This window comes from Microbacterium sp. NRRL B-14842, from assembly GCF_050470785.1.
In genome coordinates, this window is sequence record NZ_JBFLUM010000001.1 from 1,168,048 (window position 1) to 1,181,023 (window position 12,976).

General features: G+C 68.8%; 16 protein-coding genes. 10 read left to right on the top strand and 6 right to left on the bottom strand.

All coding sequences use genetic code 11. The features are described 5' to 3' along the window. Positions 1-25: 25 nt before the first annotated feature. From AB1285_RS05865 to AB1285_RS05885, 5 genes are all read left to right on the top strand, one after another. Entirely contained in the window at positions 26-547 is a 522-nt protein-coding gene (locus AB1285_RS05865) for an RNA polymerase sigma factor (RefSeq protein ID WP_366236755.1), read from the top strand. After that, positions 547-1,527: a hypothetical protein gene (locus tag AB1285_RS05870; protein WP_187661661.1), complete on the top strand. Its 981-nt coding sequence runs from the start codon at positions 547-549 to the stop codon at positions 1,525-1,527. Before AB1285_RS05865 ends, AB1285_RS05870 begins: the two co-directional genes overlap by 1 nt. Continuing rightward, positions 1,524-2,000: a hypothetical protein gene (locus AB1285_RS05875; protein WP_187661660.1), complete on the top strand. Its 477-nt coding sequence runs from the start codon at positions 1,524-1,526 to the stop codon at positions 1,998-2,000. Before AB1285_RS05870 ends, AB1285_RS05875 begins: the two co-directional genes overlap by 4 nt. Before the next feature lie 216 nt (positions 2,001-2,216). Further along, positions 2,217-2,654, top strand: coding sequence for a hypothetical protein (locus tag AB1285_RS05880; protein WP_370428783.1), 438 nt, complete (start codon positions 2,217-2,219; stop codon positions 2,652-2,654). A gap of 26 nt (positions 2,655-2,680) precedes the next feature. After that, entirely contained in the window at positions 2,681-3,622 is a 942-nt protein-coding gene (locus AB1285_RS05885; RefSeq protein ID WP_370428782.1) for a quinone oxidoreductase family protein, read from the top strand. Here AB1285_RS05885 and AB1285_RS05890 read toward each other — a convergent pair. Then, positions 3,619-4,269, bottom strand: coding sequence for a hypothetical protein (locus AB1285_RS05890; RefSeq protein WP_370428781.1), 651 nt, complete (start codon positions 4,267-4,269; stop codon positions 3,619-3,621). The genes AB1285_RS05885 and AB1285_RS05890 overlap by 4 nt on opposite strands. A gap of 191 nt (positions 4,270-4,460) precedes the next feature. Here AB1285_RS05890 and leuA point away from each other — a divergent pair, with 191 nt between their 5' ends. Next, positions 4,461-6,215, top strand: a complete 1,755-nt coding sequence (leuA, locus tag AB1285_RS05895; RefSeq protein ID WP_370428780.1) for a 2-isopropylmalate synthase — start codon at positions 4,461-4,463, stop codon at positions 6,213-6,215. Positions 6,216-6,288: 73 nt separating this feature from the next. Here leuA and AB1285_RS05900 read toward each other — a convergent pair whose 3' ends face one another. Further along, the gene (locus AB1285_RS05900) at positions 6,289-6,669 is read right to left on the bottom strand and encodes a VOC family protein (protein WP_370428779.1); all 381 of its coding nucleotides are present in this window, start codon (positions 6,667-6,669) and stop codon (positions 6,289-6,291) included. A 66-nt stretch (positions 6,670-6,735) separates the two neighbouring features. Here AB1285_RS05900 and AB1285_RS05905 point away from each other — a divergent pair, with 66 nt between their 5' ends. Beyond that, positions 6,736-7,449, top strand: coding sequence for a TetR/AcrR family transcriptional regulator (locus AB1285_RS05905; RefSeq protein WP_370428778.1), 714 nt, complete (start codon positions 6,736-6,738; stop codon positions 7,447-7,449). A 66-nt stretch (positions 7,450-7,515) separates the two neighbouring features. Here the strand turns inward: AB1285_RS05905 and AB1285_RS05910 are convergent, their stop codons facing one another. After that, the gene (locus tag AB1285_RS05910; RefSeq protein ID WP_101845374.1) at positions 7,516-8,208 is read right to left on the bottom strand and encodes a trimeric intracellular cation channel family protein; all 693 of its coding nucleotides are present in this window, start codon (positions 8,206-8,208) and stop codon (positions 7,516-7,518) included. A 34-nt stretch (positions 8,209-8,242) separates the two neighbouring features. On the opposite strand from AB1285_RS05910, the gene recO reads away from it, so the two are divergent. Further along, positions 8,243-8,986, top strand: a complete 744-nt coding sequence (gene recO, locus AB1285_RS05915) for a DNA repair protein RecO (RefSeq protein ID WP_280564313.1) — start codon at positions 8,243-8,245, stop codon at positions 8,984-8,986. After that, positions 8,983-9,783, top strand: coding sequence for an isoprenyl transferase (locus tag AB1285_RS05920; RefSeq protein WP_259952224.1), 801 nt, complete (start codon positions 8,983-8,985; stop codon positions 9,781-9,783). Before recO ends, AB1285_RS05920 begins: the two co-directional genes overlap by 4 nt. Here the strand turns inward: AB1285_RS05920 and AB1285_RS05925 are convergent. Next, complete coding sequence (locus tag AB1285_RS05925; RefSeq protein ID WP_280564315.1) at positions 9,726-10,334, bottom strand: AAA family ATPase; 609 nt, start codon at positions 10,332-10,334, stop codon at positions 9,726-9,728. The two genes, AB1285_RS05920 and AB1285_RS05925, sit on opposite strands and share 58 nt — an antisense overlap. A gap of 52 nt (positions 10,335-10,386) precedes the next feature. Here AB1285_RS05925 and AB1285_RS05930 point away from each other — a divergent pair, with 52 nt between their 5' ends. Beyond that, positions 10,387-11,061, top strand: coding sequence for a DsbA family oxidoreductase (locus AB1285_RS05930; RefSeq protein WP_259952229.1), 675 nt, complete (start codon positions 10,387-10,389; stop codon positions 11,059-11,061). A 64-nt stretch (positions 11,062-11,125) separates the two neighbouring features. Here the strand turns inward: AB1285_RS05930 and AB1285_RS05935 are convergent, their stop codons facing one another. Both AB1285_RS05935 and AB1285_RS05940 read right to left on the bottom strand, forming a co-directional pair. Further along, entirely contained in the window at positions 11,126-12,322 is a 1,197-nt protein-coding gene (locus AB1285_RS05935; protein WP_370428777.1) for a metallophosphoesterase family protein, read from the bottom strand. Positions 12,323-12,469: 147 nt separating this feature from the next. Further along, entirely contained in the window at positions 12,470-12,964 is a 495-nt protein-coding gene (locus AB1285_RS05940) for a glutathione peroxidase (protein WP_187661649.1), read from the bottom strand. Positions 12,965-12,976 lie beyond the last annotated feature (12 nt).

Below are 12,976 nucleotides of genomic sequence, written 5' to 3' on the forward strand. Positions count from 1 at the left end.
CGGGCAGACCGCCGACCCCACCGACATGATCGGCCGCGGCGAAGACCCGAGCTCGCTGCGGGACCAGATCTTCACACGAGTGTTCGACGAGCACTGGGCGACGGTGCGCCACCATATCGAGGGCGTCGTCCCCGACGACGACGAGGTGAGCGAGATCGTGTCGGAGGTCTTCCTCGCGGCGTGGTCGCGACTCCGACCGACGCGGCCCCCGGGGAGGGTCTGGCTGCTCCGGGAGACCGACCGTCGGTTGCGCGCGCGGTCCCGGCGCTCATCCACCGCCCACGGGGCGATCGACGCCGTGCACTCAGGGCTCTCCGGCGACCCCGAGACCCTCGGCGGATTCGGACGCCGCGAAGTGCTCAGGGCTTTGGGTGTCCTCACTCCGCTGCAACGGCGTATCATCATGCTCACGTACTGGGATGGACTCGCGGTGGGGGAGATCGCGGAGCTGCTGCGCACTTCTGAGTCCCGGGTACGGAAGACGTTGGCTCGTGCCGAGGATCGGCTGCGAGAGACGCTGGGACTGGAGGGGACGGGGAATGCGTGATGAGTGACAATGCTCTGCTCGAGCGCGTGCTCGTCGAGGCCGATCCCGCGCGCACCCCGCGGGACGCCCCTCCGGACGCGCGCGCCATCGCCGCGCGTGATCGCATCATCCGATCTGCTCGTGCGCCGCGACGACGGCGTGCGAGGACGATCGGCTGGGCAGCGGGCCTCACGGCCGTCGCGGCGTCCGCCGCGGTGGCTTTCGGCGTCCTCCTCCCGCAAGGAGCCGCCGTCGCGGGAGCGCCGTCTCCGCTCGTGTTCGAGGCGGCCGGCTCGCTGAGCGATACGGTGGCCGCGGCGGAGGCGGACCTCGAGATCTTCAGTCCACCGGCGGAACCCGAGCGCTCGACGCGCACGGCGTTCTGGTCGTACAACGTCGAGGTCGACACCGAACGGGCCGAGGTCGTTCCGCAGTTCGCGACCTTCACCTGGGAGGAAGACCTCTCGGGAGAGGCCGTCGCCATCAACGGTGAGCCGTATGCGCCGACGGATGCGGTGGCGAACGGACAGGCCGAGGTGAAGAGCACGGGCGAGGTGGCATCCCGCGTCGTCCTCGCTCCGGGCGAGTTCGTCACTCCTGTCGTCGACGTCCCGGGCGATTCCGCCGCGGACGTGCGGGCGCTGCTGGTCGCCTTCGACATGCCCGAGCAGCCGACCGCGTTCGAGGCGGTCACGGCGATCACCTCCGTCTTCGGGCAGTGGACGCTGACGAACGCGCAGCACGCCGAGTTGCTGACTCTGATCGAGGAGTCCGGGGGCGCGGAGGCTCTGGGGACGACGACCGATCGTCTCGGCCGCCCGGTCGCCGGGATCCGTGTCATCTCCGCGGACGGCGTCGTCCGTGACGACGTGCTCGTATCGCTCGACACCGGCCGCATCGTGGGTCTCGAACGGACGGTGCTCAAGGACGACGGGGTGTTCCCCGCGGGGGCGATCGTCGACTACCGGATGTGGGACATCGACGAGGAGATGCTGCGATGACACGGCTGCGCATCGCCGTCGTGGTCGGACTGGCGCTGGTGCTGACCGGAGCAGGCGGTCCCGTCGCCGCGGCCACCGCTGAGGAGCCGACGCTCGACCCGTTGATGGTGCGTATCCTCGACGAGGTGCCCGGTGGTGTGGTGATCGACGCCGGCAGCGCCGTCTGGCCGAAGCTCGACATGGAGTACACCTCGAACACCGGGACCGTCCGCACTATGGCGCGTGCAGTCGGGAACTGTGCGACCGGCCGCATCTGCGCATACCGGGAGCTCAATCGCGTCGGCGCCATGCTGAGCTGGGGGAGCTGCACGACCATCGCGATCCCGTCGTCCTTCGCGACGAAGTCGGCGGCGAACGCCCGCACCTCCGGTTACATGCAGGTCCGGAACGGCAGCTCGGTCCTGGCGACGGTCTCCGCCAACGCGTGGAGCAACGTCTCCGGTTCCGCGACCAACATCCGCTGCTTCCTCTGAGCGTGCGTAGCGGCGATGCGGGCGAGAAGGTCGGATCGAGGGATAGGTCGATGAGTCGTGGCCGCGTTGCTGTCGCGTGCTGCATGTAGCCGATGCCGACGGAGGACCGTTCGAGTGAAGCGGGGCTTTCTCCGCGCTGCGGCCACCGGACTGACAGTGCTGGGTGTGGCGGCGTCGGCGGGGTGCGTGCCCACACGCCCCGTCTTCCTGGAGCCGGTGGCACTGACGGTCGTCGATGACCAGTTCGCGTGGGTGCATTGCCTCGACGAGCCCTGGGAGATCGACTACATCTCCACAGCGCTCCGTGAAGAATGGGGAGTTGAACAGGAGATCGTGCTCTTCTCGGCGACTGCCGATGAGGGAGGAGCGGTGGAAGTCCTGCCCGCTGAACCGATTCTCCCCGACACCTTTCCCGACTTCTCCGTGACCAGCAGCCACGCGTATCCCGTGTCGAGTCTGGAAGGGCCCGTCACCGTGTACGTCATACTCTCCGGGGCCGACCACCGCGCGGAGATGTCGTTCAAGGACGTTGCTGTCGAGGCCCTCGTTGAAGGTTCTTACGTCGACCACTCCGGGGAGGTGACCACTGAGCCCTGCGGCGGAGCAGGTTCTGTGCCGAACGCAACGCGCCGTCATGCTCCCGCGGGCGCATGATGGAAGCGAGGATGAAGGGTGGAATCATGGCGACGCACTGGGTGGCGACGGCGGCGGGGTCTCCCGAGTCGTGGGAGTTCGAGGAGTACGAGCCCGCAGCGCCGGGAAAGGGCGAGGTCACGATCCGCGTCCGGGCCGCCGGTGTGAATCCGGCCGACGCGAAGCATGTCGCGGCCCCCCGACCGGGGCTCGAGTTCCCCGTGCCCGTCGGATACGAGGTCTCGGGTGAGCTCGCGGCGATCGGCCCTGCGACCCGCATCGGTTCCGGTGAGGCCGAGGTCGGCGATGAGGTCGTGGCGTTCCGCGTGCGGGGCGGTTACGCGACCGAGGTCACGGTGCCCGCGGCGAAGGTGTTCGCGAAGCCGTCCACGCTCACCCACCCGGAAGCGGCCAACCTTCTGCTCGTCGGCACGACGGCCGCGGAGATGCTCGCCGTCACCGGGGCGTCGCCGGGGGAGACGGTTTTGCTGCACGGGGCGTCGGGCGCGGTCGGTGTCAGCGTGCTGCAGCAGGCGCGGCTCCGGAACGTCCGGGTCATCGGCACCGCCAGCCCCGAACGCTTCGACGAGGTGCGGCGTTTCGGCGGGGTCCCGGTGGCCTACGGACGGGGCCTCGCTGATCGGGTACGAGCGCTGGCCGACGGACCGATCGCCGCGGCTCTGGATGCGGTGGGCACCGACGAGGCGATCGACGTGTCCCTCGCCCTGGTGTCCGATCGCCGCCGCATCGTCACGATCGCGAACTTCGCGCGGGCATCGGCCGACGGGTTCCTCGCGATCGCGGGGTCGATGCCGGACAGTGCACGATTCCGCGACGAGGTGCGCAGCGAAGTCGTCGCCCTGGCGCAGAACGGCGACCTGGTGGTTCCGCTCGCGCGCACGTTCCCGCTCACCGAGGCGCCGGCCGCGCACCGGCTCCTCGCCACAGGGCACCCGGGCGGCAAGCTCGCGCTGGTCACCGACGCCTAGTCGATCTCGCGGAGCGCGGACGTGACGATGACCACGTCCTCGCCGTACTCGGCGTCGACCGCGTCCTGCAGCGTCCCGTCATCCCAGACGACCTGGAGCCACACGTAGCCGCGGTCCGTCGACACGGCGAGCGCGTCCGCGCCGAGGCGTCCGGCGATGTCGTTCTGCACGCGGTCGAGCTCATCCGCCGTGCTCGCGCCGTCCGCGCCGTCGGTCGGATCCTCCGGAGCCATCGGATCGTGGAGCGCGAGGAGGGCGGGCGGTGCGGTCACCGTGAACCGCTCGCCGTCCCAGGTGCCGGTGACCGCGTACGCCCCCCAGCGCGTCTCCCCGGACGCCTCGCTGCCGTCCACACCGTCCCAGCTCCACTCGTCGAGCGCGACTCCGTCGCACTGCGGCGGATACGACTCGCGGATCGCACCGAGACACAGCCGGACCTCCCCGGATTCGTCGAGGACCGTTCCCGTGGCGATGACGTGCCCCTTCGGTGGTGCGGGATCCGCCTCCTCCAGGAGCATGTCCGAGGGGACGGTCGTGCTGGTCGGCGGAGCGGACGCTCCCGGCGCGGTGGCACAGCCGGTCAGCAGCAACAGCACTGCCGTCGCGACGCCGACGGCGGTGACAGGGCGGTCGCGGAGGATGCTCATACCGACCAGTGTCGCGCGGGCACGCATCGTCTCAGACGTCGAAACGCCCGCGGCTTCCCTGCTAGCATGACCACATGCCTTTCGGCGGTCTGCTTCTTCTTAGCTGCCGCGACGAGTCCTAAAGCTAGGGCCTTCCTCGTCGCGGCGCTTGTGTTGGCCCGTTCATCTTGACGAAGAGAAGAAGCCCCATCATGCAGAACACTCAGCGCCCGTCCGCGATGCCGATCCACAAGTACCGGCCGTTCCACGAGCAGATCACCGTCCACTTGCCTGATCGCACGTGGCCCGACGCCCGCATCACCGAGGCCCCCCGCTGGTGCGCGGTCGACCTCCGCGACGGCAACCAGGCCCTCATCGATCCGATGTCGCCCGAGCGCAAGCGCGTCATGTTCGAGCTGCTCGTGAGCATGGGCTACAAGGAGATCGAGGTCGGCTTCCCGTCGGCGAGCCAGACCGACTTCGACTTCGTGCGCCAGCTCATCGAGGAGAACGTCATCCCGGACGACGTCACGATCCAGGTCCTGACGCAGGCGCGCGAGCACCTGATCGCTCGCACCTACGAGGCGATCGCGGGAGCCAAGCAGGCCATCGTGCACCTCTACAACTCCACGAGCGTGTTGCAGCGCGAGGTGGTCTTCCGCACAGACAAGCAGGGCATCATCGACATCGCGCTCGAGGGCGCTCGGCTGTGCCGCCGGTTCGAGAAGACCATCCCCGACACGCAGGTGTACTACGAGTACTCCCCGGAGAGCTACACCGGCACCGAGCTGGAGTTCGCGGTCGACGTCTGCAACCAGGTCATCGAGATCTTCGAGCCCACGCCGGACCGCAAGGTGGTCATCAACCTCCCCGCGACGGTGGAGATGGCGACGCCGAACATCTACGCCGACTCGATCGAGTGGATGAGCCGTCACCTCGCCCACCGCGAGAACGTCATCCTGTCGCTGCACCCGCACAACGACCGCGGCACCGCGATCGCCGCGGCGGAGCTGGGCTACATGGCCGGCGCCGACCGTATCGAGGGCTGCCTGTTCGGCAACGGCGAGCGCACCGGCAACGTCGACCTCGTCGCGCTGGGCATCAACATGTTCACTCAGGGCATCGACCCGCAGATCGACTTCAGCGACATCGATCAGGTCAAGCGGACGGTCGAGTACTGCAACCAGCTGCCGGTGCCGGAGCGCAGCCCGTGGGCCGGCGACCTCGTCTTCACCGCGTTCAGCGGTTCGCACCAGGACGCCATCAAGAAGGGCTTCGAGGCCATGGCCGCCAAGGCCGAGGCGCAGGGCGTGACGGTCGACGAGATCGAGTGGGCCGTGCCGTACCTGCCCGTCGACCCGAAGGACCTCGGCCGCTCGTACGAGGCCGTCATCCGCGTGAACTCCCAGTCGGGCAAGGGCGGGGTCGCGTACCTGCTCAAGTCCGATCACGCGATCGACCTGCCGCGCAAGCTCCAGATCGAGTTCTCCGGGGTCGTGCAGGCCAAGACGGATGCCGAGGGCGGAGAGGTCACCAGCGAGCAGATCTGGTCGATCTTCACGGACGAATACCTGCCCGCCGCCGACACCGAGGCCAAGTGGGGGCGGTTCGAGCTGCTCGCCACGCAGACCAGGAGCGACATGTCCGGTGACGTGGTGCTCGATGTCGTGCTGCGGGACGACGACCAGGAGGTCTCCGTCTCCGGCAACGGCAACGGTCCGGTCGCGGCGTTCGTCGAGGTGCTCCGGGGCCAGGGGTTCGACATCACGGTCTACGACTACGTCGAGCACGCTCTCAGCGCCGGCGGCGACGCGCAGGCCGCGGCCTACGTCGAGCTGCAGGTCGGCGACCAGCGCCTGTGGGGAGTCGGCATCGACGGCGACATCTCGACCGCGTCGCTCAAGGCGATCGTGTCCGGCGTGAACCGCTCGATCCGCAGCCGTCAGCAGGAGCTGGCCGCCGTCTGATCTTCCTTCGAATCGCGCGATTGGTCGTATCCGGCCGCCGGATGGGACCAATCGCGCGATTCGAAGTAGGGGGTCAGTCCACCCACTGCACCAGCTGCCAGATGAGGCCGTTGGGATCGGCGAACTGGCAGTAGCGCTCGCCCCATGGCTCGGTCTCGGGAGCGGTGACCACCCGCGCACCCGCGGCGGCGATGCGGGCGAACTCCCGGTCGATCTCGTCGACGACGAAGACGATCAGGGTGCCTTGACCGGCGGATCCGGCGATCTCCTCCGGACGGAACGTCGTGAGCCCGGTCTCGAGGAAGATGACGTTCGGGACGGGTCCCGGGTGCTGCAACGAGACGAAGCCCTCCGCGGACATTGCCTCCTCGAAGCCGAAATGCGTCATGGCGAAGGCGGCGGAGGCCGCCGCGTCGGGGACGTTGAGCGAGAGGGCGGTCTGAGTGATGTTCACGATGCTCCATTCCAAAAGTCTGTACAGCGTACAGGGTTAAGTCTGGAGCGGTCTAGGCTATTCCCGATGACCAGGAATCTCGTCGATCTGCTCTGGCGGCACAGCCCCGCGGCTCCCGTGACTCGGCAGCGCGGTCCGAAGGCGCGCCACTCGACGGATGACGTCGTGGATCGTGCCGTGGCGCTGGCTGACGCAGAGGGCCTCGGCGCGGTGACGATCCGGTCTCTCGCGCAGTGTCTCGAGCTGACTCCGATGTCGATCTACACGCACGTCAACAGCCGCGCCGACCTGCTCGTCCTGATGGCGGATGCGATGCACGCCAGGATGCCCACCGAGCCTGCGCAGGCGTCCGGGTGGCGCGCGGAGGTCCGGGCGGTCGCCGAGGACAACCTGCGCCTCCTCCGGGCTCACCCCTGGCTCATCGACATCCACGACCCGCGGGTCGCGCTCGGCCCTGGAACCATCGCCAAGTACGACCGGGAACTCCACGCCTTCGACGGCCTCGGCCTCACCGCCGTGGATCGTGATGCGGCGCTGAGCTTCGTGCTCGACTTCACTCTCTCCGCGGCAGCACGCATGCGGGAGGAGGAGAGCGCGGATTCGTTCGCGGCCTCGTGGGCAGAGGCCGCACCGCGTCTGGCGGCCTATCTCGGTGACGGGATGCCGCTCGCCCGGTCAGTGGGTCAGGCTGCCGGGGAGTCGATGGGCGCCCCCTACGACGCTCGAGCAGCCTGGGACTTCGGTCTCGCGCGCGTGATCGACGGGCTCGCCGGCACCTGACCCTCCTTCGAATCGCGCGATTGGTCGTATCCGGCTGCGGGATGGAGCCAATCGCGCGACTCGAAGTCAGTCCTGGGGCTTCACGATCGCGATGGCGCCGGTCTCCGCGGCGACCTTGCGGCGGTACAGACGGCGCTGCTCCGGAAGCGAGACGTCGAACGTCACGGCGAGGATGCGGATCACAGCCGTCACGACGATGCCGATGACCGCCGCGAGCGGGATCGGCATGCCGACCGCGTTCGCGACGACGATGAACGTGCAGCCGGCCGCGGCGGCCACCGCGTACAGGGAGCCGACGTGCATGATGGCGGTCGGCAGCCCCATGAGCATGTCGCGGAGGACGCTCCCGCCGACCGCGGCGCACACGCCGATGAAGACCGCGGGTACTTCGGGGATGCCGAAGGCGAGGGCCTTGCTCGTTCCGAAGGCGCCGAACATGCCGATCACCACGGCGTCGAGCACGACGATCGCGGTGTTGAGTCGCGTGAAGAGTCCGGCCAGCAGCATGCCGAGCAGCGCGGCACCCGCGGCCGTGACCAGGTACCACTGGTTCTGCAGTGTCGCGGGAGTCTGTCCGAGCAGGATGTCGCGGATGAGACCGCCACCCATGCCGATCATGATCCCGATGATCGCGACGCCCAGCCAGTCGAGCCGACGCTGCCCTTGGAACCCGGCGGCGAACATCGCGCCCTGCACTCCGCCGAGGCCGACGCCGAGGAGGTCCGCCCACAGCGGAATGGTGAAGAGCGGTTCGGTCACGCGTCCATTGTCGCGCACGGAGGATAATCGAAGGGTGCCCACCTACCGAGACGAAGCGGTGATCCTGCGCACCCACAAACTGGGGGAGGCGGATCGCATCGTCACGATGCTGTCCCGGCGGCACGGAAAGGTGCGCGCGGTCGCGAAGGGTGTGCGTCGCACCTCGTCGAAGTTCGGCTCCCGCCTCGAGCCGTTCATGGTCGCGGACGTGCAGCTCTACGAAGGCCGCTCGCTCGACATCGTGCAGCAGGCCGAGTCGCTCGGGGCTTATGGCACGGACATCGCCGCCCATTACGATCGGTTCACCGCCGCGAACGCCATGGTCGAGACGGCGGATCGGCTCAGCGACGCCGAGGCCACCCCGGAGCAGTACCTCCTGCTCGTCGGCGGGCTGCGGGCGCTGTCCCGCGGCGAGCACGCCCCGCGCAGCATCCTCGACTCGTACCTGCTGCGGGTCATGTCCCTCTCCGGGTGGGCGCCGTCCCTCGAGGACTGCGCGCGCTGTGGAGCCCCGGGGCCGCACTCCGTCTTCGTCGCGCAGCTCGGCGGCCTGGTCTGCCGTGCCGACGCGCCCGTCGGGAGCCCCCGGATCGCCGAGAAGACCCTGACGCTGCTGCGCGCGCTGATCCGCGGGGACTGGGACCTCATCGACGCCGCCCCGCACGCCGACACGGCGGCTGCATCCGGCCTCGTCGCGGCGTATGCCCAGTGGCACCTGGAGCGCGGCATCCGCTCGCTCGCGCACGTCTCGTCCACCCCCGGAGAAGGAGCACGGTGAGCCCGAAGCCCTACACGCACAAGGACGCGGTGCCCTACCGGCCGATCGACTGGACGGGCGTGTATCCGCCCGCGTTCCCCGCCGTCCCGGAGCACGTCGCCATCGTCATGGACGGCAACGGCCGCTGGGCGAACCGCCGGGGGCTCAACCGCATCGAGGGGCACAAGGCAGGGGAGGAGGTGCTGCTGGACGTCGTCGCCGGCGCGATCCAGGCCGGCGTGAAGCACCTCTCCGTCTATGCGTTCTCCACCGAGAACTGGGCTCGTTCGCCGGAGGAGGTCCGCTTCCTCATGGGCTACAACCGCGATGTGCTGCACCGCCGTCGCGATCAGCTCAACGAGTGGGGCGTGCGGGTCCGGTGGGCCGGGCGCAAGCCGCGCCTGTGGGGCAGCGTCATCAAGGAGCTGCAGTATGCCGAGCAGCTCACCCGCGACAACGACGTGCTCACCCTCACCATGTGCGTCAACTACGGCGGACGGATCGAGCTCGTCGACGCGATGCGGGCGATCGCGGCCGATGTCGCGGCCGGGCGGGTGAAGCCGAACGCGATCAGCGAGAAGATGATCCGCCGGCACCTGTACGTGCCGGACATGCCGGACGTGGACCTGTTCCTGCGCAGCTCGGGGGAGCAGCGCACCTCGAACTTCCTGCTGTGGCAGTCGGCCTACGCCGAGATGGTGTTCCTCGACACGCTGTGGCCGGACTTCTCCCGCGAGGAGCTCTGGCGTGCGATCGGGGTCTACCTCTCCCGCGACCGTCGCTTCGGCGGCGCGGTGGACACCCCGACGTCGGCCTGAGCCCGCAGCCAGCGCTCCGTCTCGCGCGGATGCGTCAGCCGCACGATCGTGAGATGCGGGAAGCGCTCCTCCACCTGGGGGAAGCGCTCGGTCCATTTGTGGAGCGTCGCGGTCTGCCACGCCAGGATGCTCTCCTCCGGCGTGCTCCCCACCATCCGCCAGATCGGCTTTTCGACGTTCCCGTTCCACATCCGGGTGCGGAGGATGCTGCGGCTGAGGGTGCGTCGGAGCAGACGCGACCGCACCACGCGGTACGGGTAGTCGAGCCAGACCGCGAGCTGCGCCCTCGGAGTCAGGATCTCGTCGGTGCCCTTGCTCGTGTACTGCCACTCGGTCACCCAGCGCTCGTCCGCCGCGAAGGCGCGCACGTCGTCGAGGAACTCCGCCCGCGGGGTCCACTCCGGACCGTGGAACAGGCCGTCGATCTCCACGTGCCGCAGCTCCCAGAGCGCGGCGAGTCGCCGGGAGAGTGTCGTCTTCCCCGAGCCGGTGACACCGGCGACGAGCACGCGCTCGGGCCGGAAGGGAAGCGGATCATCGGCGGAGAGCATCCGAGGATTCTACTGACGGAATACGTCGGACGCGCGGGCGGTTGATGATCGTGTGACTGAACCCATCTCCATCGACATCTGGTCCGACATCGCCTGCCCCTGGTGCTACATCGGCAAGCGCAACCTCGAGAAGGGTCTCGAAGCCGTCGCGGCCGATGACGATGCTCCGCAGGTCACCGTCACCTTCCACTCGTTCGAGCTCTCGCCCGACACCCCCGTCGACTTCGACGGCGACGAGATCGACTTCCTCTCCGGTCACAAGGGCATGCCGCGCACGCAGGTCGAGCAGATGTTGGCCAACGTCACGAACGTCGCCGCGAACGCGGGCCTGCAGTACCGGTTCGACCTGCTGCAGCACACGAACACCGTGAAGGCGCACGAGCTGCTGCACTTCGCGAAGGCCGAGGGGCGCCAGCACGAGATGGAGGAGCGGCTCATGTCCGCGTACTTCACCGAGGGCAAGCATGTGGGGCGCATCGACGACCTCGTGGCCCTCGCGGCCGAGGTCGGCCTCGATGCCGATCGCGCCCGCGCCGCGCTCGAGAGCGAGCAGTACCTCGCCGATGTCCGCCAGGACCAGGCGCAGGCTCGCGCGTACGGGATCCAGGGCGTGCCGTTCTTCGTGGTCGACGGTCAGTACGGCATCAGCGGCGCGCAGCCGCCTGCGGCGTTCGAGAACGTCATCCGCGACCTCTGGGCGCAGCGGAGCGCTGCCGTCGAGGCCTGACCCGCTCCGGCAGGCGACGGCGGGGACCCCGGGTCGGGGGTCCCCGCCGTTTCGCTGCCTGGCCTCAGATGCGCTGCTGGCGGGGGCCGAGGGGCAGCGGCTTCATCGGCTGATCGTTCGCGGTCAGGTCGATGCCCAGGTCCCTGGCGTAGACGACCCTTGTGGTGATCGCGACGTCCTCGCCGGTCTCCTTCAGCTCGAAGACCCGGCCCCCACGCATGCGGTTGCGCTCGGCGCCGGAGAGGCCGTACGCGCCGAAGCCGGTTCCCGGGGCGTATCCGAGCATCACGCCGTAGTAGTCGCCGACGTAGTCGTTGATGTGATCGTGTCCGACGAACACGCCCTTCACGTCGCCGCGCTCGAGGATCGCGTTGAACATCCCCGAGTTGAACGGACCGGGGCATTCGTCCTCGTTGCGCTCCCCGACGATGCCGTGACGGGCCTTGCCGCGCGCGGCGTCGGCCGCCGTGCGGGTGTCGACGCCACCCCACCACATGAAGCGGTGCTCCCACAGCGCGATGTGCAGGAACATGAGCCCGGGGACCTTGCGGCCGCGGCGCTGCTCCAGACGCTGTGACTGCTCGCGGTACCACGCCACCTGGTCCATGCGCAGCCAATCCCACGCGGGGTAGCCGGCGAAGTCCTGGCCGTCGATGGCATCCGGCGCGTACCGGCCCGAGTCCATCAGCCAGAGCGCGAACGCCTCCCGGTTCTTCTTCGCAGCGGTGCCGATCGTGACGATCGTGTTGCTCGTGCCCGTCACGCCGCGGGTGTTCTCGGCGTTCACGTTGTACTCGTACGAGCGGTAGACCTTCAGCATCCCGGCTTCATCGACACCGGACTGCGGCAGCGAGTCCTCGTCGTGGTTGCCATAGGTCACCGCCCATGGGATGCGGCGGGACTCCATCGGCATGACGACGTTGTTGATCGCCTGCTTCACGGCCAGCCGCGTCTCGCACCCGCCGGTGATCACGTCGCCGTTGATGACCACGAAGTCCGGCTTCTCCTGGTCGAGCACCTTCTCCATCAGCTCGACGGTGCGGCGGTCGGTGAGCTCGTCGTCCTGCGTGTCGTTGAACTGCACGACCTTGAAGGTGCCGTCGGCGCGGAACCGCAGGTTCCGCCGCTGTCCGGTGCCGGGCGAGGCGGGAACCGTCGCCGCTGCGGCGGGCGCGGTGCCGAGGGGGAGGGTGGTGCCGAGTGCACCGAGTGCTCCCGCGGTGAGGACGGTTCGCCGGCTGATCGGCAGTCGGTCGGGCATGCGTGGTCTCCTTCGTCTTCGGGCGGATATCGCCGCGGCGAGACTAGGGACATCAGATGTCGACGGGGAGGCCGGAAGGTGAACGCGGCCCGTCTCCGTGGCGCCGCGGGAGCGGTGCCCACGTGACGTGGAGGTGAACGACCGGACTCAGCGGGGGAGAGCGGCCTCGATCGCCTCGACGATCTCCGGCGCATCGGGCTTCTGCTTGGGACGGAAGCGCAGCACGTCGCCGTCCGGCAGCACGAGGAACTTCTCGAAGTTCCACTCGACGCGGCCGGCCTTGCCACCCGCGTCCGGCGTCTCCTTGAGTGCCTTGTAGAGCTCCGCGGCGTTCTTGCCGTTGACCTTGACCTTGTCGTTCACCGGGAAGGAGACGCCGTAGGTCGTGGAGCAGAACTCGAGGATCTCGTCGACCGAACCGGGCTCCTGACCGAAGAACTGGTTGCAGGGGAACCCCACCACCGTGAAGCCGCGGTCGCCGAATCGGCGCTGCAGCTCCTCCAGCTGCTCGTACTGCGGGGTGAGGCCGCACTTGGAGGCCACGTTCACCACGAGCACCACATCGGCACCCAGATCGTCCAGAGTCTTCTCCTGCCCCTGGGCGTCGGTGAAGGGGATGGAACGGAGCGCGGAATCGGTCATATGCACAGCTTA

What these genes read in the sequence shown, in the direction of transcription:
- AB1285_RS05935 (WP_370428777.1), bottom strand. Translation starts at nt 12,322, where the DNA reads ATGCCCGACCGACTGCCGATCAGCCGGCGAACCGTCCTCACCGCGGGA.
- AB1285_RS05905 (WP_370428778.1), top strand. Translation starts at nt 6,736, where the DNA reads ATGACCAGGAATCTCGTCGATCTGCTCTGGCGGCACAGCCCCGCGGCT.
- AB1285_RS05885 (WP_370428782.1), top strand. Translation starts at nt 2,681, where the DNA reads ATGGCGACGCACTGGGTGGCGACGGCGGCGGGGTCTCCCGAGTCGTGG.
- AB1285_RS05875 (WP_187661660.1), top strand. Translation starts at nt 1,524, where the DNA reads ATGACACGGCTGCGCATCGCCGTCGTGGTCGGACTGGCGCTGGTGCTG.
- AB1285_RS05890 (WP_370428781.1), bottom strand. Translation starts at nt 4,269, where the DNA reads ATGAGCATCCTCCGCGACCGCCCTGTCACCGCCGTCGGCGTCGCGACG.
- AB1285_RS05925 (WP_280564315.1), bottom strand. Translation starts at nt 10,334, where the DNA reads ATGCTCTCCGCCGATGATCCGCTTCCCTTCCGGCCCGAGCGCGTGCTC.
- AB1285_RS05870 (WP_187661661.1), top strand. Translation starts at nt 547, where the DNA reads ATGAGTGACAATGCTCTGCTCGAGCGCGTGCTCGTCGAGGCCGATCCC.
- AB1285_RS05940 (WP_187661649.1), bottom strand. Translation starts at nt 12,964, where the DNA reads ATGACCGATTCCGCGCTCCGTTCCATCCCCTTCACCGACGCCCAGGGG.
- leuA (WP_370428780.1), top strand. Translation starts at nt 4,461, where the DNA reads ATGCAGAACACTCAGCGCCCGTCCGCGATGCCGATCCACAAGTACCGG.
- AB1285_RS05865 (WP_366236755.1), top strand. Translation starts at nt 26, where the DNA reads ATGATCGGCCGCGGCGAAGACCCGAGCTCGCTGCGGGACCAGATCTTC.